Origin of the sequence: Burkholderia sp. NLJ2, from assembly GCF_049487195.1 — a bacterium.
GTDB classification, from domain to species: Bacteria; Pseudomonadota; Gammaproteobacteria; order Burkholderiales; family Burkholderiaceae; genus Burkholderia; species Burkholderia pyrrocinia.
Window position 1 is genome coordinate 1,357,864 of sequence record NZ_CP137808.1, and the last position, 20,438, is coordinate 1,378,301.

Below are 20,438 nucleotides of genomic sequence, written 5' to 3' on the forward strand. Positions count from 1 at the left end.
AGCTGGCTAGCGCATCACGGTCCCTGCGCTGTCGAGCACGAAATCGACGCAGAACACGACGAGCCGGCTCTGCGCGCGGATCGCGACGGCGGCCGTATAGCAGTCGCGGCCTTCGGTCAGCGAGAAGTGCGGGCCCATCAGCGCGACGCGCCCCGGCGCGGCGATCGCGCGCTGGAAGTACGGGCGCCGCGACCAGTTGCTGTGCGTTTCCGGGAACAGCGGCGAGAGGCGGGTGGCGATGGCCTGGCCGTCGTCGGCGCGTGCGCCGATCGACGGCAGGAACTGCTCGCCGATCTCGTCGGTGACGAACACGCGGCGCGCGGCCGGCACCGCGAACACGCGTTGCGCGGCATCCTGCAGGTTGCCGCTTGCGGAAAACGCGGCCGCGCCGGTGAGCACGAGCCGCTCGATCGCGTCGAAGCCCGGCTGCTCGGGGACGACCGGTGTGTGCCGGCGCGCGATGAAGCGCTTCCACGCGGCGTCGAGCATCGCGGGCGCGGCCGCGCTCGCGTGCGCGATCGACGTGTCGGGCTGGCCGAACTGGAAACCCTGCACGAAATCGATGTCGGCCTCCATCAGCGCCTGCAGCGCGTCGTCGCTTTCGACGCCTTCGGCAAGCACCATCGCGCCGGCCTGGTGCAGCATCGACACGAGGTGATGCATGATGCGGCGGTCCTCGGCCGACCCGGTCGTGCGCTCGACGAGCGAGCGATCGAGCTTGACGATGTCGGGCCGCGCGCGCCACACGCGGTCGAAGTTCGAGAATCCCGTGCCGAAATCGTCGATCGCGATCAGGAAGTCGCGATGCTGGATCATGTCGATCGTGCGGGCGAGCGCGGCTTCGTCGCGCGCCGGCTGTTCGATGACTTCCAGCACGATGCGGTTCGGCGGCAACCCGAAATGCCGGCACAGCGCCTCGACGAACTCGCGCTGCACGAGGCCCGAATCGAGCACGCGCGGCATCACGTTCAGGAACAGCCAGCCGTCGCCGATGCCCTGCGCGACGAAATTGGCCGTGTGCAGGCAGCGCGCGAGCCGGTCGAGCAGCAGCGCGTCGGCGTCGGCGCGTGTCTTGTCGAAGAGGGCAGTGGGCGAGATCAGCGCACCGTTCGCGTCGACGACGCGCAGCAGCGCCTCGTACCCGACGACGCGCTTGTGCGTGATCGACAGCACGGGCTGGAATACGCTGCGCAGCGTCGTGGTGCGATAGGTGGCGTGCCAGCCGCCGGGCGTCAGCGTGAGGCGTTCGAGCAGGGAATCGAGCGATAGGTCGCGGGCGGGCTTCATGTCAGCGGTGCCCAGGGGCGAGCGGCGGGCCGGCGGCGCGCCGCCACGCCAAAGCAGTCGCACGCGCAGGCGGACGCGAAAGGACGTGAGGCATCGTGACCGCCTTCTGCGAAAGAATGTTACGAGTGTAACGGGAATGCGGCGGCGCGCGTATCAGGGAAACTCCAGACGCAAACGGGACACGGCGCGGCCTTGGCCGGCGCGCAGCGGTGATCGGCGTCGCTGGAGTGCGTGCAGTGCATGACCGCCACGCAGTGAAAGGTGCGGCAGAAGCACATGACAATCCGGCGGCATGATCCGCGGTATGAACTGCGGCATCAACCGCGGTATGAACTGCGGCATCAACCGCGGCATGAACCGCGGTATGAACTGCGGCATCACCCGCGGCATGAACCGCGGCATCAACCGCGGCATCAACCGCGGCATGGCCGCATGGCGCGCATGGCGGTGCGGGAAAGCCCGGCGCGGTCGCGGTCGCGTCCGAATGTCGCCGTCAGACGGATGCCGTTGCGCTGCAGCGCTATCCTCAGCGCGACGGGGAGCGGGCGGCGATCAAGTCACGACGAAGGAAGGACGGACGGCGGCGTGCGCCCGGATCGTCAGGTGGCTTCGCCGCCACGCGGCCCCAGACCGGGAATTCGCTTGATCACGCCGGTCGCGAGCGCGGTGCCGACGAGCACGATCGCGCAGCCTTCGATCATCACGGCCGACACATGTTCGCCGAGGAACAGCGCGCCCCACAGCAGGCCGAACACCGGGATCACGAACGTCACGGTAATCGCGCGGGCGGGGCCGACATGCGCGATCAGGTAGAAGAAGATGAAATACGCGATGCCCGTGCATGCGATGCCGAGGGCGAGCACGGCGCCCCATGCGTGCGCGCTGACCGGCGCGGCCGGCCAGGTGGCGATCGCGAACGGCAGCAGCAGGACGGTCGAGCCGATCATGCTGCCGGCCGCGTTGACGAGCGGATCGACGCCGCTGAGCTTGCGCTTCGTGTAATTGGCCGCGATGCCGTACAGCAGCGTCGCGCCGAGCGCGGCGGCGGCGGCGAGCGCGGTCGCGCTGGCGCCCGTGTCGCCGTGCGCATTCGCGATCTGGTTCCACACGAGCGTGAGCACGCCGGCAAAACCGATCACGAGGCCGAGCGCGCGCGGCAGCGACAGCTTGTCCTTCAGCCACAGGTAAGCGACCAGCGCGCCCCACAGCGGCGTCGTCGCGTTGATCACCGACGTCAGGCCGGCCGACAGCGTCAGTTCGGCGAACGCGAACAGGCAGAACGGTATGCCCGAGTTCAGTGCGCCGACGACGAACAACGGCCACGCATGACGACGCAGCCGCGTGCCGAGATCGGCGGGCTTGAAGCGCGTCAGCGCAAAGCCCGTGAGAAACAGCGCGCCGATGCCCACGCGCAGCGCCATCAGCGGCGCGACGCCGAAATCGACGACGCCGACCCGGATGAACAGGAACGACGCGCCCCACAGGGCAGCGAGCACGGTCAGCAGGATGGCGTTCTTGGGTGACATCGATCGTGAGGGAGAGGGACGGGATGCGGTGGATCTTACACCGCGTTACCACGCCGTCGTTTCACGATTCGATGAAACGGCAAGAAACGGGAGATTCGCCGGTTGCAGGCGCTGGACGGCCGGCCGCCGGCCGTCCGGCAGCTCGATCAGTGATGGCGCCAGCCGCCGCGTCCGCCGCGTCCGCCGAAGCCGAAATTGAGCGACAGCGCCGGTCCCCAATAGCCGCCCCACGCTGGTGCGTACGCAGGCGCCGGATAGTAGTAGACGGGGCCCGGATCGGCGTACACGGGTGCCGGCTGCACCGGTGCAGCCGCGTAATAGCCGCCAGGATAATAGCCGTACGGGTAGTAGCAGCCGGCGAGCGTCGTGCAGGCGAGCGCCGCGGCGACGAGGAACCTGTTCATGATGTTTCTCCGGCGGAGCCGGCAATCGGCAGATGCTTAAGCTTAGGCCGCGCACCGATGACAGGGTGTGCAAAACGGTAACGGATCATTTCCGGGCCGCTGCGGCGTGCTGCGGCGCCGCATACGAAAAACGGCGCTTCCGCAGTGCGAAAACGCCGTCAGGCCGGAACTCGCCGCGCTTCGCGCGGCGGCCGGATAGCCGGTCGGCTTATTTACCGACCTGGTTGCCGATGATGCCGCCGGCCGCCGCGCCGCCCAGCGTCGACAGCGCGTTGCCGCCGATCGCCGCGCCGGCGACGCCGCCGATACCCGCACCGATTGCCGTGTCGCGCTGGCGCGTCGTCATCGAATCGCAGGCCGACAGGCTGGCCACCGTCGCGACGAGCAGCGCGCATACCCCAATACGTCGAATCGAATAGGTCATGATCGTTGTCCTTGTAGTCGTGAGCGGAAGGACGCGCGACCGGCCGGCGGCCGCGCATGAACCCAATCTACGCGCCGTCCCGCGACGCTGCTGTAAGCACTTGTTAAGCCGCGCGCGGTTTCGTAATCAATTGTTTCCCGTGCATCGGCAGGCACGCGGCATACGCAAAAAAGCCCGCTCGAAAGCGGGCTTCGTGCATCGCGATGCGTGTCCAGTGCGGACCGCCGCGTTCGCTTATTGACGGTGGTAGATCTCGGCGCCGGTCTTGACGAATTCGACCGCCTTCACTTCCATCCCTTTCTTCAGCGCTTCGGATTCCGACACACCCTGCTGCGCCGCGAACTCGCGCACGTCCTGCGTGATCTTCATCGAGCAGAAGTGCGGGCCGCACATCGAGCAGAAGTGCGCGACCTTCGCCGAATCCTTCGGCAGCGTCTCGTCGTGGAATTCGCGCGCCTTGTCCGGATCGAGACCGATGTTGAACTGGTCTTCCCAGCGGAACTCGAAGCGCGCCTTCGACAGCGCGTTGTCGCGCACCTGCGCGCCCGGGTGGCCCTTGGCCAGGTCGGCCGCGTGCGCGGCGAGCTTGTACGTGATGATGCCTTCCTTCACGTCGTCCTTGTTCGGCAGGCCGAGGTGCTCCTTCGGCGTCACGTAGCACAGCATCGCGGTGCCGAACCAGCCGATCATCGCGGCGCCGATGCCCGACGTGATGTGGTCGTAGCCCGGCGCGATGTCGGTGGTGAGCGGCCCGAGCGTGTAGAACGGCGCTTCCTTGCACCAGTCGAGCTGGAGATCCATGTTCTCCTTGATCAACTGCATCGGCACGTGGCCGGGGCCTTCGATCATCACCTGCACGTCGTGCTTCCACGCGATCTGCGTGAGTTCGCCGAGCGTCTTCAGTTCGCCGAGCTGCGCTTCGTCGTTCGCGTCGTAGATCGAGCCGGGGCGCAGGCCGTCGCCGAGCGAGAAGCTCACGTCGTACGCCTTCATGATCTCGCAGATCTCTTCGAAGTGTTCGTACAGGAAGCTTTCCTTGTGATGCGCGAGGCACCACTTCGCCATGATCGAGCCGCCGCGCGACACGATGCCCGTCATCCGGTTCGCGGTGAGCGGCACGTACTGCAGGCGCACGCCCGCGTGGATCGTGAAGTAGTCGACGCCTTGCTCGGCCTGCTCGATCAGCGTGTCGCGGAAGATTTCCCAGGTCAGGTCCTCGGCCTTGCCGTTGACCTTTTCGAGCGCCTGGTAGATCGGCACCGTGCCGATCGGCACCGGGCTGTTGCGGATGATCCACTCGCGCGTTTCATGGATGTGCTTGCCGGTCGACAGGTCCATCACCGTGTCGCCGCCCCAGCGGATCGCCCACGTCATCTTGTCGACTTCCTCGCCGATCGACGACGTGACGGCCGAGTTGCCGATGTTCGCGTTGATCTTCACGAGGAAGTTGCGGCCGATGATCATCGGCTCGGATTCCGGGTGGTTGATGTTCGCGGGAATGATCGCGCGGCCGCGCGCGATTTCGTCGCGCACGAACTCGGGCGTGATCTCGGCCAGCGCGTTCGCGCCGTAGGCCGCGGCGCCGAACGCCTGGCCCGGGTGCTGGCGGCCCATCATCGCGGCGAGCTTCGCGCCGTTCGGGCCGCTCGACTTCAGGCTCTCGAGGTATTCGGCGCGGCGCTGGTTCTCGCGGATCGCGATGTATTCCATTTCCGGCGTGATGATGCCCTGACGCGCGTAGTGCATCTGCGTGACGTTCTTGCCGGCCTGCGCGCGGCGCGGGTTGCGGTGCAGGCCCGGGAAACGCAGGTCGGCGGTGGCCGGGTCGGCCGCGCGCTCGAGGCCGTACTGGCTCGACAGGCCGGAGAGCCCTTCGGTGTCGCCGCGCGCTTCGATCCAGCGCTGGCGCAGCGGGGGCAGGCCCGCGCGGATGTCGATCCTGGCTTCCGGATCGGTGTAGGGGCCCGACGTGTCGTATACGTAGATCGGCGGATTCTTTTCGCCGCCGAAGCCGGTCGGCGTGTCGGCCTGCGTGATTTCGCGCATCGGTACGCGGATGTCGGGCTGCGAGCCGGTCACATAGACTTTCCGCGAATTCGGCAGCGGCGCGACGGCAGCCGCATCGACGTGGGCGTCGGCGGACAGAAACTTCGGATTGGCGTTCATGCAATCTCCTGTGTGAGCGCCGGACAGGCGCTGCGGCGCTTGCCCGGAGCCCTTGACGAATGTGGGGCTCGAGCTAAGCAGGAGACGAGGCTTGGTGAGGCGGCGGATTTCGTCAGAAGGATGGCGGCGGAATCCGTACGCTTCCCTGCGCTGGCATTATCCAGATCAGGTTCAAAGGGTATTTCTCACCCGCAATGCCGGTTTGTTGACCGGGCGCATTGCAGGACCCCCGCGTTAGCAGCGCACACGATACACTGGCTTTGCGGCGGTTTCAACCGGTGGCAGATCGGTTGCCGCGGTGCAGTTGCAGCATTGCGGGCGGCGCGCCTGCCGCGCAAGCCGCGCTGCATGACATCGCCGCACGGCCCTGCAGCCCGGCTGACAACGACGGCGCGGCGCAGCATTGCGGCATTTTCGGCAGCCCCAAAAAAATATTTTCGAAACGGCTGTCATTTCCCGCGACGTCCTCCGTCTATTCGGCTCCTCAAACCCATGTTTCGGAGAGATGTCATGAAAAAAGTACTGATCGCAGCCTGTGTCGCCGGTTTCGCCATGGTCGCAACGGGCGCGTATGCGCAGAACGACGCGATGTCGAAGGAAGGTTCGTCGATGTCGAAGGACGCGATGGGCCACGACGCGATGGCGAAGGACGACGCGATGGCCAAGGACGGCGCGATGAAGAAGGGCGCCATGAAGAAGCACGCGATGAAGAAGGACGGGATGTCGCACGACTCGATGGGCAAGCCGAAATCGGACGACAAGATGGCCCCGTCGAACTGACGGAAACGGACGGAGCGCGGCCGACGCGCGTGTCGCCGCTGCGTGCCGGGACGGTACGCGGTGCCGGCTGACGCGCGGGGCACGCGCCACGCCGTGCGTCAGCGCATGCGTTGCGTGGCCGGTCTCCGGCCCCCGTCTCGCGCTCCGTCGCCTCATTCCGGGAGTTTTCATCATGCAAACCGTTCCCGCCACCGGGCGCGCGGCCGCCACGCCGCCCGCGCGTCCGATCCATCCGCTGTGGGTGCGCGCGAGCCACTGGCTCAACGCGCTCGCGGCCGTGCTGATGGCGCTGTCCGGCTGGCGCATCTACGACGCGTCGCCGATCTATCCGCCGTTCACGTTTCCTCACGGCATCACCATCGGCGGCTGGCTCGGCGGCGCGCTGCAATGGCATTTCGCGGCGATGTGGCTGCTCGTCGGCAACGGGCTGTTCTACCTGGCGATGTCGCTTGCGACCGGGCGCCTCGTGCGCAAGATGCTGCCGGTCACGCCGGCATCCGTGTGGCGCGACGTGCGCGCGGCGCTCGGCGGGCGGCTGTCGCATGCCGACCTGAGCGTCTACAACGCGGTGCAGCGCGCGGCGTACCTGACCGCGATCGTCGATCTCGTCGTGCTGGTGCTGTCGGGGCTCGCGATCTGGAAATCCGTGCAGTTCCCGCTGCTGCGCGAACTGTTCGGCGGTTACGACAACGCGCGTGTCGTGCATTTCTGGGCGATGTCGCTGCTCGTCGCGTTCTTCGTCGTGCACGTCGCGATGGCGCTGCTGGTGCCGCGCTCGCTGCTCGCGATGCTGCGCGGCCGTTGAACGGCACGAAGGTGCCGAAGGAAATCATCATGTCCGAATCCGAACACAAGCGCGACCGCCCGCGCTGGGCACTCGACCGGAAGTCGCTCGAACTCGACGTGCGCCGCGAGCTCGAGATGCCGTCGCGGCGGCTCTTCAACCGGCGCGTGCTGACGCTCGGCGGCCTGACGATGCTGACCGGCTGCACACTGCAGGACGACGCGTCGGTCAACACGTTCCTCGAGAAGGTGTCGCGCATGAACGATCGCGTGCAGGCGTGGCTGTTCAGCCCCGACCGGCTCGCGCCGACCTACACCGAAGCCGAGATCACGCGGCCATTCCCGTTCAACGCGTACTACGGGATCGACGACGTGCCGCACGTCGATGAATCGACCTATCGGCTCGTGCTGTCCGGCCGCGTGACGGGCAAGCGCGTGTGGACGCTCGACGAGCTTCGCGCGCTGCCGCACGCGGAGCAGATCACGCGGCATATCTGCGTGGAAGGGTGGAGCGCGATCGGCCGCTGGGGCGGCACGCCGTTCGGCGCATTCCTCGCACGCGCGGGCGCCGATACGCATGCGAAATACGTCGGCTTCAAGTGCGCGGACGACTACTACGAGAGCATCGACATGCCGACCGCGCTGCATCCGCAGACGCTGCTCGCGTTCGAGTACGACGGCCGCCGCCTGCCGCCTGAATTCGGTTTCCCGATGAAGCTGCGGATGCCGACCAAGCTCGGCTACAAGAACCCGAAACACATCATGGAAATCTTCGTGACCGACACGTTTCCGGGCGGCTACTGGGTCGATCAGGGATACAACTGGTTCGGCGGATCGTAGGCAAGCGCCGCACGCCGCGCGGCGTGCGGCGTGTGGCGTGCGACGGTCAGAAGGTTTCCCAGTCGTCCGCGCCGCCTGCTGTCGCGAGTGCCGGTGCCGTGGCAGCCGACGCAGCCGCGGTGGCAGGCGCCGGGCGGGCGGCAACGCGCCGCGCGACCGGACGCGCGGCCGGCGCGCGGGGCGCGGGAGCGGGCGCCCTGGCTGCCGCTGTCGGCGCGGGCGCGCCGCGGTCGGCGACCTTGAACACCGCCACCGCGCGCTTCTGCTGCCCGGCCTGCTGTTCGAGCGATTGCGCGGCGGCGGACGCCTGTTCGACGAGCGCCGCGTTTTGTTGGGTGACTTCGTCCATCTGGCCGACCGCGATGTTGACCTGCTCGATCCCGCGGCTTTGCTCTTCGGAGGCGGCCGAAATCTCGGCGTTGATGTCCGCGACGCGGCGGATCGCCTGCTGGACGTCGCCCATCGTGCGGCCGACGGCTTCTGCTTGCTCCGAGCCGTCGCGGACCGTCTCGACCGAGCGCTGGATCAGCTCCTTGATTTCCTTCGCGGCGCTCGACGCGCGCTGCGCGAGGCTGCGCACCTCGCCCGCGACGACCGCGAAGCCGCGCCCCTGTTCGCCGGCGCGCGCGGCCTCGACCGCCGCGTTCAGCGCGAGGATGTTGGTCTGGAATGCGATGCTTTCGATCAGCCCCGTGATGTCGGCGATCTTCGCCGAGCTTGTGCTGATCTCGGTCATCGTCGCGAGCATCTGCTGCACGACCTCGCTGCCGTTGTCGGCGACCTGCGACGCATTGGTCGCGAGCGTCGTCGCCTGGCGCGCGTTGTCCGAGTTCTGCTTGACCGTCGCGGTCAGCTCTTCCATGCTCGCGGCGGTTTCCTCGAGCGACGCGGCCTGTTCCTCGGTGCGCGACGACAGGTCCATGTTGCCGGCCGCGATCTCGCTCGACGCGACCGAGATCGATTCGCTCGACGCCTTGATGTCGCGCACGATGTTCGCGAGTTGCGTGTCCATCTGGCGCAGCGCGACCAGCAGCCGGCCGAACTCGTCGTTCGAGCGGATCTCGATCGCGTTCTCGAGGTGGCCTTCGGCGATGCGTTGCGCGGTGTTCATCGCGATGCCGAGCGGCTGCGTGATCGCGCGCTGCAGATACAGCCATGCACCGATCGCGGCGGCCACGCCGACCGCGACGGTACCGAGCAACACCCACAGCAGCGTGTGGAACGTGTCGTTGCCCTGGTCGGCCGAATCCTTGACCTGCTTCGCGTTGATCACGATGTCCTCGTCGATGCCGTCGGCGAGTGCGGCGCCGACCGGGCGGATCTTGTCGATCGCCGCTGCCGTCGCGTCGGCGTTGCCCGATTCGGCCGCGCCGAGCGCGGTCGAGGCGAGTGCGCGAAAATCGCCGAGCTGGCCGGCGATCCGATCCGCGATCTTGCGCTCGTCGGCGGCCGTCACCTTCGCCGGGTAGTAGTCGTTCCACGCGGCCAGCACCTTCTTCTCGCGCTCGCGGATGCGGCCGGCGAGGTTCTTCGCCTCGGCCGCGTCATGCGTCGCGACCAGCCGCTCCAGGCCGAGGCGCATCTGCAGCGCACCCTCCTGGGTGCCTGCCAGGTCCTCGAGCGGCACCGTGCTGTCCGTGTACATCGAGCTCATGTCGGAGCTCAATGTCGCGAGCCCGCGTATCCCCATCAGCCCGATCGCGACCATGACGAAAATGCACGCGCCGAACGCGAGCCCGATCTTGAGCTTGATGGTGCCTGTCAACTTGTTCATACCCGCTACCCATGTAAGAGAAAACCAGTCAAGTCCCGTGTCCGCATCGAGGCATTCGCCAGATCATCAAGACGAAAATCCCATCATGTGGGCAGGGTTGATAGCCGGGTATACGGCGCCGCGAATCCGGACATTAGGAAAATTGGACCGACTGGATCAAAAAACCAATGTCTCGAGAAAACATCAGTCAACCGCCTTTCAGGAAGCGCCGAAATTGCTTTCGAATGTGTAGGGTCGTGATGCCGGACGCGAACTGTCGGAAAGGTTGCGCATGGATTGCCGCACGCGGCGCAGATCACGCGCCATATCGGCATCGAAGGGGGGATCGGGCGCCGGGGCGCCACGCGTCACGCCGATTCCTGCACGCGCATCTCGATGCGCAGGCCGGCCGCCGTCGCCATGTTGACGAGGGCGTCGAGCCCGAACAGGTTGATCTTGCCGCGCATCAGGTCGGACACGCGCGGCTGCGTGATGCCCAGCAGCTTCGCGGCTTCCGACTGGCTGATCTCGAGTTGCGTGATGCGGTGCTTGAGCGCGATCATCAGTTCGGAGCGCAGCTTCATGTTCTCGGCCTCGGCCGGCTGACCCTCGATTGCGTCCCAGACGTTCGTGTAACGTTCATTGGTCATCGTTTCAACTCCATCATCAGCGAGCGATAACGCCGGGCGGCCAGGTCGATATCGGTCTTGTTCGTGCGCGCCGTTTGCTTCCGGAAGCAGTGAAGCACGTAGACGGCGTCGGCGAAGGTCGCGACGTAGACGATCCGGAACGCGCCGCTCGCATCGCGCAGGCGAATTTCCCGCACGCCGACGCCGACGGTGCGCATCGGTTTCCAGTCGTCGGGTGCGAGGCCGCGCTGCACCTGGTCGATCTGGTGGCCGGCGTCACGTCGCGCAGGCAGCGGAAAGTCGCGAAGATCGTCGAGCGCGCTGCCGACGAACACGACCGGCTTCGGCGGAAGAATGGTCGAATTATACAAAATTTTATATGGACAGTGCGGGTTTCGAATGGAGGCTGCGGATGGCACAAGGAGGGCATGCCGTCCGTCACGATAAGCGTGAAGCGAGGGCAGGCGCGCATGACTGGCCGTTCGGCCGAGGTCTGGTTCGACCGTTACGGATTGCGATCGATTGCGTGCGGCAGCGCCGCCGGCAACGTGCATCCGGCCCCGGATTTCACCCGCCCGTCGGCCGAAAAATGTCGCGCCGAAACGTCAGTCCTTATCCTTTCAGACAGGTCTGACGATGCTTTCGAATCCTTGATGCCATAATGCCGAGCGTGCGCAGCCGAAGCGGTTGCGCGCGTTTTTTTGTCCCTCTGTCGCCGCTTGCCGGTTCTCTTTCGTCGCCGTTCGCACTGCCATGTCGTTCCGCACGTTCGCTCTGCCTTCCCGGTCCCGCCAGGACCGTTTGCCGGCATTGCCGGCGTCTTTCAGCGGCGCACGCGGCGCGACGTGCGGGCGGGTTGCCCGATGACCCCGCTCGATCGACTGCTCGATTTCCTCTCCCGCCTTTCGTTCCGGATCCGCCTGCCGCAAAGCCGCGGCGGCCGCGTCGCGCTGGCGCTCGTATTCATCTATTTCGTCTGGGGTTCGACCTACAGCGGCCTGCATTTCGCGCTGCAGTCGTTCCCGCCGCTGCTGCTGTCGGGGCTGCGCAACCTGCTCGGCGGGATCGGCCTGTTCATCTTCGCGCTGCGGCGCAAGCCCGAATGGCCGACGCTGCTGGAGATCCGCAATGCGGGCATCGTCGGCACGATGCTCGTCGCGCTGTCGTCCGGTACGATCGCGCTCGGGATCAGCTCGGTCAGCAGCGGCTCGGCCGCGGTGATGGTGGCCACGGTGCCGCTGTTCGCGACCGTGATCGCGGCGGTGGCCGGCCGGCCGGTGACGAAGGGCGAGTGGGCGGCGGTCGCGCTCGGGATGGTCGGCATCGTCGTGCTGAATTCGGGCGGCGCGGCGGCGCAGAATTCGGCGCTCGGCACGATCTGCGTGCTGGCCGGCGCGTTGTTCTGGGCGGGCGGCGCGCACCTCGCGACGCGGCTCAAGCTGCCGTCCGACCTGTTTCTGTCGACGTCGCTGCAGATCGGCCTCGGTGGCCTGATTTCGACGCTCGTCGCGTGGCTGATCGGCGAACGCATCGAACACGTGATGGCGGGGCCGGTGTTCGCGTTTCTGTACCTGATGGTGTTCTGCACGATGGCCGCGTATGTCGCATACGGCTACCTGATCCGCCACACGAGCCCGATCATCGCGAGCAGCTGCATGTATGTGAACCCGATCGTCGCGGTCGCGCTCGGTGCGCTGCTGCTCGGCGAACCCGTGACGATGGCGACCGTGGTCGCGACCGTCGCGATCCTCGGCAGCGTCGGGCTGTCGTTCGTGTTCGATCCGGCGCGCCGGCCCGCGGCACGTGCCGCGGCTGTCGGTTCGACGACCGTGGCGGCCGCGTCGGCTGCGGACGTTGCGTCCGCACCCGATCAGATCGCGCTGCCGGATGCGGCGCCCATCCTGGCGCCTTCCGCTGTCCCGCTTGCGGTACCGACACCCGCTGCCGTGATGGATCCGGCGGCAGTCGTCATGGAGCCGGCGCAGGCGTTTGCACGGCCGCCCGCCAACGAACCGGTCGCGCCGCGCGCCGACGCGTGACGCCGGCGCTGCCGGGTGCGCTCAGCCGTGCCGGCTGCCGCGATGGTGGGACCAGCCCGCGAGTGCGGTGAACAGCAGCCCGGCCGCGCACATGCCGGTCCAGCCGAACGCGTGCCAGGCGGCGACGCCGGCCGACGAGCCGAGCGCGCCGCCGATGAAATAGCACACCATGTACACCGTGTTGACGCGGCTGCGCGCCTCGGGCTTCAACGCATAAATGCGCGACTGGTTCGAGATCTGCGCGGCCTGCACGCCGACATCCAGCACGATCACGCCGATCACGAGCCCGACGAGGCTCGAGCCCGACAGCGCAAAGATCACGAACGACAGCGCGAGCAGCGCGATCGCAAGCGAAATGATCGCTCGCGGGCCGCGCGTGTCCGCGAAGCGGCCCGCATAGGGCGCCGCGAGCGCGCCCGCCGCACCGACGATCCCGAACAGGCCGGCCGCCTGCGGGCCGAGATGGAACGGTGCGCCGGCGAGCAATAGCGTGAGCACGGGCCAGAACGCGCTGAACGCCGCGAACAGCGCGGCGCCTGTCAGCGATGCCTCGCGCAGCCCGCGCAGTTCGACCGCCAGATGCCACATCGAGCCGAGCAGCTTGCCGTACGACAACGTCGACGTCGGCGAGCTGCGCGGCAGCCGCAGCACGATCACCGCGGCCAGCGCGACGAGCGCCGCGACCGACGCGGCGAACACCGCGCGCCAGCCGAAATACTCGGCGACGAAGCCGGCGGCCGTGCGCGCAAGCAGGATGCCGAGCAGCAGGCCGCTCATCACGGTGCCGACCGCGTGCCCGCGTTCGGCGGGTGGCGCAATTTCGGCCGCGAACGGCACGGCCTGTTGCGCGATGGTCGCGAGCACGCCGATCGCGAGGCTCGCGACCGCGAGCACGGCCAGCGACGGCGCGGCAGCTGCGACGATCAGCGCGACCGACAGGCCGGCGATCTGCATCAGGATCAGCCCGCGGCGGTCGAAACGGTCGCCGAGCGGCGCGAGCAGGAACATGCCGGCCGCATAGCCGAGCTGTGTCGCGGTCGGCACCGCGCCGATCCACGACGCGCCGTCGGGAAAGGCCGAGCGGAAGCTGTCGAGCAGCGGCTGGTTGTAGTAGATGTTCGCGACGGACACGCCCGCGATCGTCGCAAGCAGCAACAACAGGCTGCGCGAGTAGTGGGGCGAGGCGGCGTCGGCCGGATGGTCGGTGGAGGCGGTGGACATGGCTGCGCGGGCGAGGTTGGGCGGCGCGGCGCGCGGCGCACGCGCCGGGTGCGCAGGCGGGCCGGGCGCCGGCCGAGGCTGCCGATCATACCGGAGCCTCGTGAATCCTGCCGGGCGGGCGGCGAACCGGTGTGACCAGCACAACCAGCACAACCAGCACAACCAGCACAACCAGCACAACCAGCACAACCAGCACAACCAGCGTGACCAGCGTGACCAGCACAACCAGCGTGACCAGCACAACCAGCACAACCAGCACAACCAGCACAACCAGCACAACCAGCACAACCAGCACAACCAGCACAACCAGCGTGACCAGCGTGACCAGCGTGACCAGCGTGACCAGCGTGACCAGCCGCCCGGTCATTGCATATGCTTCACGCGGTCAGTCGACCAGCTCCCCGGTCGGCTCATAGAACGGATACGGCCCGGCGCCTTCGTCCACATACACGTGGTGCGACGTCATCCCCGTATCCGGCTCATAACGATGCACCGCAAACGCCGGCGGTTCGAGCCGGAACGCGGACGGCGCATCGGCCCGCAGGTCGAACGCGACCTGGTGTGCGGGCGCCGGCACCGCCGATGCAAGCGTGCCGCCGAAACGCGTAAACATCATGCGGTGCACATGGCCGCACAGCACGCGTTCGACGTTCGGATAACCGCGCAGCAGCGCATCGAGTTTCGCGGCGGCGGCGGGCGCGAGGCGCAGCGCGTCCATGTGGCCGATCCCCGACGCGAACGGCGGGTGATGCAGCGCGACGATCACCGGGCGATCGCGCGCGGCGTCGAGCTGCGCGGCGAGCCATGCAAGTCGCGCGTCGCACAGGTCGCCGTGGCTCGCGCCGGGCACCTGCGAATCGAGCGCGAGCACGCGCACCGCGCCGACGTCGAACGCGTACTGCACGAATTCGCCGTCGTGCAGTTCCGGGCGATCGGCGAACGCGCGGCGCAGCCCGGCGCGGTCGTCGTGATTGCCGATCATCAGGTAGTACGGAATCTCGAGCGGCGCGAGCAGGTCGCGCAGGCTGCCGTATTCGTCGTCGTGGCCGAAGTCGGTCAGGTCGCCGGTGACGAGCACGGCGTCGGGGCGCGGCACGAGCGCGTTCAGCTTCGCGATGCAGCGCGTGAGCGCGGCCGCCGTGTCGACGCGCCGGTACGCGAGCTGACCCGGCCGCTTGATGTGGAGATCGCTGATTTGAGCTAGCAGCATCGTCGTTTCTCGGAATCGTCTGGTTATTGTAGGTGCGGCGTCATGCGCCGCGGTGGGGTGGTGCATGGGTGCTGCATTCGAAGTGCATTACGCGCCGAGCGCGATCAGGCCTTCCGGTGCAATCGTAATGCCGACCGCCGTGCCGTGCGCGAGCGCGATGCGGCCCGGCACGTCGATCACGAGCGCGTCGGGCGCCGCGTGCTCGATCGTCAGCCGTGTGCGCTCGCCGAGGAACGCACATGCACCGACCGTGCCGCGCAGCGGCGCATGCGCGGGATCGGCGAGTTGCGCATCCTCGGGGCGGAAGAACCACTCGTCGGCGGCATGCGGCGTGACGATCGCGCCGCCCGTCGTCACCAGCGCGCCATCGCGCCATTGTCCGTGAAGCCGGTTCAGCGTGCCGATGAACTGCGCGACCGTGCGATTGGCCGGCCGGTAGTAGATGTCGCGCGGCGTGCCGATCTGTTCGATGCGGCCCGCGCCCATCACGACGATCCGGTCGCCGAGCTCCATTGCCTCGGCCTGGTCGTGCGTCACGTAGACCGTCGTCACACCGAGCTCGCGCAGCAACGCGTTCATCTCGCGACGCAGCACGTCGCGCAGTTTCGCGTCGAGTGCCGTCAGCGGCTCGTCGAGCAGCAGCACGCGCGGCCGCACCGCGAGCGCGCGCGCCAGCGCGACGCGCTGGCGCTGGCCGCCCGAGAGCTGATCGATCGGCTTGTCGGCGTGCGCGTCGAGCCGCATCATCGCGAGCAGTTCGTCGACGCGCTCGCGCAGCGCACGCGGCTCGGTCTTGCGGATCTTGAGCCCGTAGCCGACGTTGCCGCGCACCGTCAGGTTCGGAAACAGCGCGTAGTTCTGGAACACCATGCCGACCTGCCGGCGCTCGATCGGCAGTGCGGTCACGTCGTCGTTGCCGAACGCGATCGTGCCGCCGGCGTCCGGCGTGTCGAGGCCGGCGATCAGGCGCAGCGTCGTCGTCTTGCCGCAGCCCGACGGCCCGAGCAGCACGAGCGTTTCGCCCGCGCCGATCGACAGGTCGAGCGGTTCGAGCACGCGCGTGCCGCGGAACGTCTTCGCGCAGCCGGTCAGGGTGATGGGAGTGGAATCGAGTTTCATCGGAACGAAAATATCAGCGTGGGCGCCGCTTGAGCGCGCGCGTGCCGGACGGATCGACGCCGAGCCATTGCATCGCGACGAGGAGCGGCAACGTCATCAGCAGGAACAGGATCGTGTATGCGCTGCCGACTTCGAGGCGCAGCGACGCATAGGTATCGGCGAGGCCGACGGGCAGCGTCTTGGTGTCGGGCGTGTGCAGCATCCACGTGAGGTTGAATTCGCCGATCGACAGCGTGAGCACCGCGAGCGCGCCCGCGACGATGCCGGGGCGCAGGTTCGGCAGCACGATCGTGACGAAGCGCGTGACGAACGACGCGCCGAGGCTGGCCGCGCCTTCCTCGAGCGTGCGCAGGTCGGCGCCGGCTGCGACGGCCGCGACCGCGCGCACCATGAACGGCAGCGTGAACACGACGTGGCCGACGACGATGAACCACAGGCTCATCCGAAACGCGGTGAAGCCGCCGTACACGACCAGCAGCGCGAGCGCCGACGCGAGGCCAGGCAGCGCGACCGGCAGCACGAGCGCTTCCTCGATCGCGCGCGCGATGCGGCTCTTGCTGCGCGCGAGCGCATAACCGGCCGGCACGCCGACCGCGAGCACGATCGCGAGCGTCGCGAATGCGACATACAGCGACAGCGCGACCGAGCCGTGATACTGCTGCCACACCTGTTCTAGCCAGCGCAGCGTGAGGCCGCTCGACAGTCCGCGGAAGTAGTTGACGGTCAGGCCCGCGAGCACCGACATCACGACGGGCACGATCAGGAATGCGCACAGCAGCAGCGTGACACCCCATTGCAGCGTGGCGATCGCGCGTGCACCCGTGACGCGCGGCGCGCGCCGCGCGACGCCGCTCGCCTGCGCGGGAGCGGGAGCGGGCGACGGCGCGGAAGAGCCGGAAAGCGATTGCATGCAGGAATCCTCAGGCCGCGGCGGCGGCGGTTTGGCCGGTGAAGCGGCGCGCGAGCGCGAGCACGGCCCAGGTGACGATGCCGAGCACGATCGACAGGCCGGCCGCCGTCGCGATGTTTGCGTTCAGCGTGAACTCGGTATAGATCGTCATCGGCAGCACGTTCAGGTCGGTGGCCAGCGTGAACGCTGTACCGAATGCGCCCATCGCGGTCGCGAAGCAGATCGCGCCGGCCGCGATCAGCCCCGGCGCGAGCGCGGGCAGCACGATGTCGACGAAGATGCGCCACGGCGATGCGCCGAGCGAGCGGGCGGCTTCCTCGAGCGACGCGTCGAGCTTCGACGCGGCCGCGATCACGGTGACGATCACGCGCGGAATCGAGAAGTACAGGTAGCCGACGAACAGGCCCGCGACCGAATACGCGAATACCCACTTGTCGCCCGTGAGCTTCGCGGACAGCATGCCGATCAGCCCCTGACGCCCGGCGAGCATGATCACCATGAAGCCGACGACGACGCCCGGGAACGCAAGCGGAAACGTGAGCAGCGCGAGCAGCACGCGCTTGCCGGAGAATTCGCGGCGCGCGAGCAGCAGGCCGGAGATCGTCGACAGCGCGAGCGTCGCGAGCGTAACGCCCGCGGACAGCGCGATGGTCTCGCCGAGACTCTTCATGTAGCGCGCATTGCCGAGCAACGCCGCGTACTGCGAGAAGAACGCGCCGTCGGCGGACACCCGCACGAGCGCCGCCATCGGCAGCAGCCAGAACGCGGCGAACACCGCGAGCGCCGGCGCGACGAGCGCGACGCGCCAGCGCAGCGGGAAAGTCAGGTCGAACATCGGTTGTATCCCGCCGCTTACTGCATCACCTGCAGGTACTGCTGGCCGAACGCCTGCTGGCCGGCCGCCATCTTGCCGAAGTCGACCGACTTCGCACGCGCATACTCGCTCGCCGGCAGGAACTTCGCGGCGATATCGGCGCCGAGCGTCTGCGCGCGCACCGGGCGCAGGTACGCGTTGGCCCACAGTTTCTGGCCTTCGTCCGACAGCACGAAATCGAGCACCTTCTTGCCGTTCGCGTCGTGCGGCGCGCCCTTCACGAGGCTCATCACGTACGGCACCGCGATCGTGCCTTCCTTCGGAATCACGAACTCGACGTTCGCGTTGTCCTTGTATTTCGCGCGATACGCGTCGAAGTCGTAGTCGAGCAGGATCGGAATCTCGCCGGACAGCACGCGTGCATACGCGGTCTGCTTCGGCACGATCGGCGCGTTCGTCTTCAGCTTGCGGAACCAGTCGAGCGCCGGCTTGAAGTTGTCGAGGCTGCCGCCGAGCGCCTGGTTGACGGCCACCGCACCCGCGTAGCCGACGAATGCGCTGGACGGATCGAGATAGCCGACCATGCCCTTGTATTCGGGCTTCAGCAGATCGGCCCACGAGCGCGGCACCGGCTTGCCGTCGAGCGCGTCCTTGTTCACGAAGAAGCCGAGCGTGCCCGAATGGATCGCGAACCAGTAGCCTTGCGGGTCCTTCAGGTTCGCGGGAATGTCGTTCCAGTGCGCGGGCTTGTACGGCGCGATCACGCCCTTGTCCTTCGCCTGGAATGCCGACGACACGCCGAGGTAGACGACGTCGGCAACCGGGCTCTTCTGCTCGGCGATCAGTTGCGCGATCGACTGGCCCGAGTTCTTGTTGTCGAACGGCACGCGGATGCCGGTCTTCTGCTTGATCGCCGCGATCTGCGCGGCCCAGTCGGCCCATTCGGGCGGGCAGTTGTAGCAGATCGCCGTTTCGTCGGCGTGGGCAGCGGGTGCGCCGGCGATGAGCGCGGCGCAGGCGAGCGGCGCGGCGAGCGCGCGCAGCAGCGAGGTCAGGCGAAAGGACACGGTGGGTCTCCGGGCGAGTGTGTGGCGCTGGGGTGGTGTGGTGGTCGGCGTGCGTAGTGGCGCGGCTTGTGCGTTCAGGCCTTGCGCAATTGCAGGTCGGTGGCCGGCGGCGCAATCGTCGCACCGTCGCGCACCGCATGCGGCAGGATCAGCGACGTGCGTTCGATCGTCGCGCCGCCGATGCATTCGACGAGACGCCGCCATGCGTGGCGGCCGATGTCGCGGTTCGGCGTCGCGACGCTCGCGAGCGCCGGCGCGAGCAGTTCGCCGATCGCGATTCCGTCGAAGCCGAGCACCGACAGGTCGTCCGGGATCGAGAAACCCGCGCGGCGCAGGCCGCGCATCACGACCATCGCGAGCAGGTCGTTGCTGCAGAAGAGGGCGGTCGGGCGCGTGGCGCGCGAGGTCAGATGCGCGAGCACCGCGTCGGGCAGCTCGGGCGCGTTGAAGTCGACTTCGACCGGCGGCAGCGTCGCGACGCCGCTTTCCTCGAGTGCCTGCGCATAACCGAGATGGCGCTGGCGCGCGCGATCCGACGCGGCGAGCGAACCGGCCAGCATCAGCACGCGGCGGTGACCGCGCGCGGTCAGCATCCGCACGCCGTCATAGGCCGCGCTGCGGTTGTCGACCGACACCGACGGGCGGCGCTGCGTGTCGTTGTGCATCAGCACGTAATGCGGGCCGTCGCGGTCGAGCATGTCGAGCAGCGGGTGCGTGTCCGCGTCGGCGACGGTGAGGATCAGCCCTTCGACGCGCTGCTCGCGCAGCGTCTCGATCGCGTGACGCTCGCGCGCCGCGTCGTACTCGGTCGTCATCACGATCAGCTTGAAGCCGGCCGCCGTCGCGAGCTCGTCGATGCCTTGCAGGCAGTCGGCGAACACGGGGTTCGACAGTGTCGGCACGACGACGCCGACGAGCCGCGTGCGTTCGCCGCGCAGTTGCCGGCCGAGCGGGCTCGGGCGGAACTGCAGCGTGTCGATCGCGGTGCGGATGGTCTGCAGCGTGGCGGGGCTGACGGTATGCGGCGAGTTGATCGCGCGCGAGACGGTGGCGATCGAGAAGCCCGCGAGGGCAGCGACATCCTTGATGGTCGAGGTCATGAAGTAGCGCGATGTAAACGTTTTCGGCCGGGGAATTATCGAAAACGTTTGTGACTTCGCGATGACGCCGCGCCGCTTGTTTCGCAATAAGTACGATACAAACGTCAGACGGTTGGACCCGTCGGACAAGGCGGACTCGATTGTATCGGCGGATGTTGCGGCGCGGGACGAAATCGCAGGCAGTGTCGTATCGACGCTGATTACACTGGATGAATGCGTGCAATGCGGCGGTGCGTCGACGGGCGATGGGGCGCGCAGGTTCGATGCGTCCCGATGCATCTCGCCGGAATAAGGGAACGCATGCACAAGCAATGGTAGAATCCCGTCCGCCCTCTTGCCGGGGTGATGAAATTGGTAAACATAGCG

The 20,438-nt window shown here is 67.7% G+C and carries 20 protein-coding genes and 1 riboswitch; of the genes, 4 read left to right on the forward strand and 16 right to left on the reverse strand.

The window, feature by feature from the left end; all coding sequences use genetic code 11:
• Positions 1–6: 6 nt before the first annotated feature.
• The 5 genes from R9B84_RS06255 to thiC all read right to left on the reverse strand — a co-directional run bounded on the left by R9B84_RS06255 (position 7) and on the right by thiC (position 5,807).
• Complete coding sequence (locus R9B84_RS06255) at positions 7–1,287, reverse strand: sensor domain-containing phosphodiesterase (RefSeq protein WP_423759612.1); 1,281 nt, start codon at positions 1,285–1,287, stop codon at positions 7–9.
• A 599-nt stretch (positions 1,288–1,886) separates the two neighbouring features.
• Positions 1,887–2,813, reverse strand: coding sequence for a DMT family transporter (locus R9B84_RS06260; RefSeq protein ID WP_423759613.1), 927 nt, complete (start codon positions 2,811–2,813; stop codon positions 1,887–1,889).
• A gap of 146 nt (positions 2,814–2,959) precedes the next feature.
• Positions 2,960–3,217 (reverse strand): hypothetical protein, encoded by a 258-nt coding sequence (locus R9B84_RS06265; protein WP_423759614.1) that lies wholly within the window; start codon positions 3,215–3,217, stop codon positions 2,960–2,962.
• Positions 3,218–3,425: 208 nt separating this feature from the next.
• Positions 3,426–3,641: a glycine zipper 2TM domain-containing protein gene (locus tag R9B84_RS06270; RefSeq protein WP_096472902.1), complete on the reverse strand. Its 216-nt coding sequence runs from the start codon at positions 3,639–3,641 to the stop codon at positions 3,426–3,428.
• A 234-nt stretch (positions 3,642–3,875) separates the two neighbouring features.
• Positions 3,876–5,807, reverse strand: coding sequence for a phosphomethylpyrimidine synthase ThiC (thiC, locus tag R9B84_RS06275; protein ID WP_423759615.1), 1,932 nt, complete (start codon positions 5,805–5,807; stop codon positions 3,876–3,878).
• Between the two features lie 124 nt (positions 5,808–5,931).
• A riboswitch (TPP riboswitch) is annotated at positions 5,932–6,048 on the reverse strand.
• 269 nt (positions 6,049–6,317) lie between these two features.
• Between thiC and R9B84_RS06280 the strand changes: the two genes are divergently transcribed.
• From R9B84_RS06280 to R9B84_RS06290, 3 genes are all read left to right on the forward strand, one after another.
• A complete protein-coding gene (locus tag R9B84_RS06280) occupies positions 6,318–6,587 on the forward strand; it encodes a pentapeptide MXKDX repeat protein (RefSeq protein WP_321790233.1) in 270 nt (89 codons plus the stop codon).
• Positions 6,588–6,759: 172 nt separating this feature from the next.
• A complete protein-coding gene (locus tag R9B84_RS06285) occupies positions 6,760–7,392 on the forward strand; it encodes a cytochrome b/b6 domain-containing protein (protein ID WP_034183182.1) in 633 nt (210 codons plus the stop codon).
• Positions 7,393–7,421: 29 nt separating this feature from the next.
• Positions 7,422–8,210, forward strand: a complete 789-nt coding sequence (locus R9B84_RS06290; RefSeq protein WP_423759616.1) for a molybdopterin-dependent oxidoreductase — start codon at positions 7,422–7,424, stop codon at positions 8,208–8,210.
• 46 nt (positions 8,211–8,256) lie between these two features.
• Here R9B84_RS06290 and R9B84_RS06295 read toward each other — a convergent pair whose 3' ends face one another.
• The 3 genes from R9B84_RS06295 to R9B84_RS06305 all read right to left on the reverse strand — a co-directional run bounded on the left by R9B84_RS06295 (position 8,257) and on the right by R9B84_RS06305 (position 10,963).
• Positions 8,257–9,984: a methyl-accepting chemotaxis protein gene (locus R9B84_RS06295; protein ID WP_423759617.1), complete on the reverse strand. Its 1,728-nt coding sequence runs from the start codon at positions 9,982–9,984 to the stop codon at positions 8,257–8,259.
• A 347-nt stretch (positions 9,985–10,331) separates the two neighbouring features.
• Entirely contained in the window at positions 10,332–10,613 is a 282-nt protein-coding gene (locus R9B84_RS06300; RefSeq protein WP_423759618.1) for a helix-turn-helix domain-containing protein, read from the reverse strand.
• Entirely contained in the window at positions 10,610–10,963 is a 354-nt protein-coding gene (locus R9B84_RS06305; protein WP_047900284.1) for a type II toxin-antitoxin system RelE/ParE family toxin, read from the reverse strand. Before R9B84_RS06305 ends, R9B84_RS06300 begins: the two co-directional genes overlap by 4 nt.
• A gap of 492 nt (positions 10,964–11,455) precedes the next feature.
• Between R9B84_RS06305 and R9B84_RS06310 the strand changes: the two genes are divergently transcribed.
• A complete protein-coding gene (locus R9B84_RS06310) occupies positions 11,456–12,631 on the forward strand; it encodes an EamA family transporter (RefSeq protein WP_423759619.1) in 1,176 nt (391 codons plus the stop codon).
• Between the two features lie 21 nt (positions 12,632–12,652).
• On the opposite strand, the gene R9B84_RS06315 is transcribed toward R9B84_RS06310, so the two are convergent.
• The 8 genes from R9B84_RS06315 to R9B84_RS06350 all read right to left on the reverse strand — a co-directional run bounded on the left by R9B84_RS06315 (position 12,653) and on the right by R9B84_RS06350 (position 20,072).
• Entirely contained in the window at positions 12,653–13,852 is a 1,200-nt protein-coding gene (locus R9B84_RS06315; protein ID WP_423759620.1) for an MFS transporter, read from the reverse strand.
• An 85-nt stretch (positions 13,853–13,937) separates the two neighbouring features.
• Positions 13,938–14,219 (reverse strand): hypothetical protein, encoded by a 282-nt coding sequence (locus tag R9B84_RS06320; protein WP_423759621.1) that lies wholly within the window; start codon positions 14,217–14,219, stop codon positions 13,938–13,940.
• A gap of 18 nt (positions 14,220–14,237) precedes the next feature.
• On the reverse strand, positions 14,238–15,062 hold the full coding sequence (locus R9B84_RS06325) for a phosphodiesterase (RefSeq protein ID WP_423759622.1): 825 nt from the start codon (positions 15,060–15,062) through the stop codon (positions 14,238–14,240).
• Positions 15,063–15,149: 87 nt separating this feature from the next.
• Positions 15,150–16,181 (reverse strand): ABC transporter ATP-binding protein, encoded by a 1,032-nt coding sequence (locus R9B84_RS06330; RefSeq protein WP_423759623.1) that lies wholly within the window; start codon positions 16,179–16,181, stop codon positions 15,150–15,152.
• A 13-nt stretch (positions 16,182–16,194) separates the two neighbouring features.
• On the reverse strand, positions 16,195–17,091 hold the full coding sequence (locus R9B84_RS06335; protein ID WP_423759624.1) for an ABC transporter permease: 897 nt from the start codon (positions 17,089–17,091) through the stop codon (positions 16,195–16,197).
• Between the two features lie 10 nt (positions 17,092–17,101).
• Positions 17,102–17,926, reverse strand: a complete 825-nt coding sequence (locus tag R9B84_RS06340) for an ABC transporter permease (RefSeq protein WP_423759625.1) — start codon at positions 17,924–17,926, stop codon at positions 17,102–17,104.
• A 17-nt stretch (positions 17,927–17,943) separates the two neighbouring features.
• Complete coding sequence (locus R9B84_RS06345) at positions 17,944–18,972, reverse strand: ABC transporter substrate-binding protein (protein WP_423759626.1); 1,029 nt, start codon at positions 18,970–18,972, stop codon at positions 17,944–17,946.
• A 74-nt stretch (positions 18,973–19,046) separates the two neighbouring features.
• A complete protein-coding gene (locus R9B84_RS06350; protein WP_423759627.1) occupies positions 19,047–20,072 on the reverse strand; it encodes a substrate-binding domain-containing protein in 1,026 nt (341 codons plus the stop codon).
• Between the last annotated feature and the right edge of the window lie 366 nt (positions 20,073–20,438).

Excerpts from the sequence above, each read along its gene's own strand:
- R9B84_RS06255 (WP_423759612.1), bottom strand. The coding sequence starts at position 1,287 with ATGAAGCCCGCCCGCGACCTATCGCTCGATTCCCTGCTCGAACGCCTC.
- R9B84_RS06260 (WP_423759613.1), bottom strand. The coding sequence starts at position 2,813 with ATGTCACCCAAGAACGCCATCCTGCTGACCGTGCTCGCTGCCCTGTGG.
- R9B84_RS06265 (WP_423759614.1), bottom strand. The coding sequence starts at position 3,217 with ATGAACAGGTTCCTCGTCGCCGCGGCGCTCGCCTGCACGACGCTCGCC.
- R9B84_RS06270 (WP_096472902.1), bottom strand. The coding sequence starts at position 3,641 with ATGACCTATTCGATTCGACGTATTGGGGTATGCGCGCTGCTCGTCGCG.
- thiC (WP_423759615.1), bottom strand. The coding sequence starts at position 5,807 with ATGAACGCCAATCCGAAGTTTCTGTCCGCCGACGCCCACGTCGATGCG.
- R9B84_RS06280 (WP_321790233.1), top strand. The coding sequence starts at position 6,318 with ATGAAAAAAGTACTGATCGCAGCCTGTGTCGCCGGTTTCGCCATGGTC.
- R9B84_RS06285 (WP_034183182.1), top strand. The coding sequence starts at position 6,760 with ATGCAAACCGTTCCCGCCACCGGGCGCGCGGCCGCCACGCCGCCCGCG.
- R9B84_RS06290 (WP_423759616.1), top strand. The coding sequence starts at position 7,422 with ATGTCCGAATCCGAACACAAGCGCGACCGCCCGCGCTGGGCACTCGAC.
- R9B84_RS06295 (WP_423759617.1), bottom strand. The coding sequence starts at position 9,984 with ATGAACAAGTTGACAGGCACCATCAAGCTCAAGATCGGGCTCGCGTTC.
- R9B84_RS06300 (WP_423759618.1), bottom strand. The coding sequence starts at position 10,613 with ATGACCAATGAACGTTACACGAACGTCTGGGACGCAATCGAGGGTCAG.
- R9B84_RS06310 (WP_423759619.1), top strand. The coding sequence starts at position 11,456 with ATGACCCCGCTCGATCGACTGCTCGATTTCCTCTCCCGCCTTTCGTTC.
- R9B84_RS06315 (WP_423759620.1), bottom strand. The coding sequence starts at position 13,852 with ATGTCCACCGCCTCCACCGACCATCCGGCCGACGCCGCCTCGCCCCAC.
- R9B84_RS06320 (WP_423759621.1), bottom strand. The coding sequence starts at position 14,219 with ATGACCGGGCGGCTGGTCACGCTGGTCACGCTGGTCACGCTGGTCACG.
- R9B84_RS06325 (WP_423759622.1), bottom strand. The coding sequence starts at position 15,062 with ATGCTGCTAGCTCAAATCAGCGATCTCCACATCAAGCGGCCGGGTCAG.
- R9B84_RS06330 (WP_423759623.1), bottom strand. The coding sequence starts at position 16,181 with ATGAAACTCGATTCCACTCCCATCACCCTGACCGGCTGCGCGAAGACG.
- R9B84_RS06335 (WP_423759624.1), bottom strand. The coding sequence starts at position 17,091 with ATGCAATCGCTTTCCGGCTCTTCCGCGCCGTCGCCCGCTCCCGCTCCC.
- R9B84_RS06340 (WP_423759625.1), bottom strand. The coding sequence starts at position 17,926 with ATGTTCGACCTGACTTTCCCGCTGCGCTGGCGCGTCGCGCTCGTCGCG.
- R9B84_RS06350 (WP_423759627.1), bottom strand. The coding sequence starts at position 20,072 with ATGACCTCGACCATCAAGGATGTCGCTGCCCTCGCGGGCTTCTCGATC.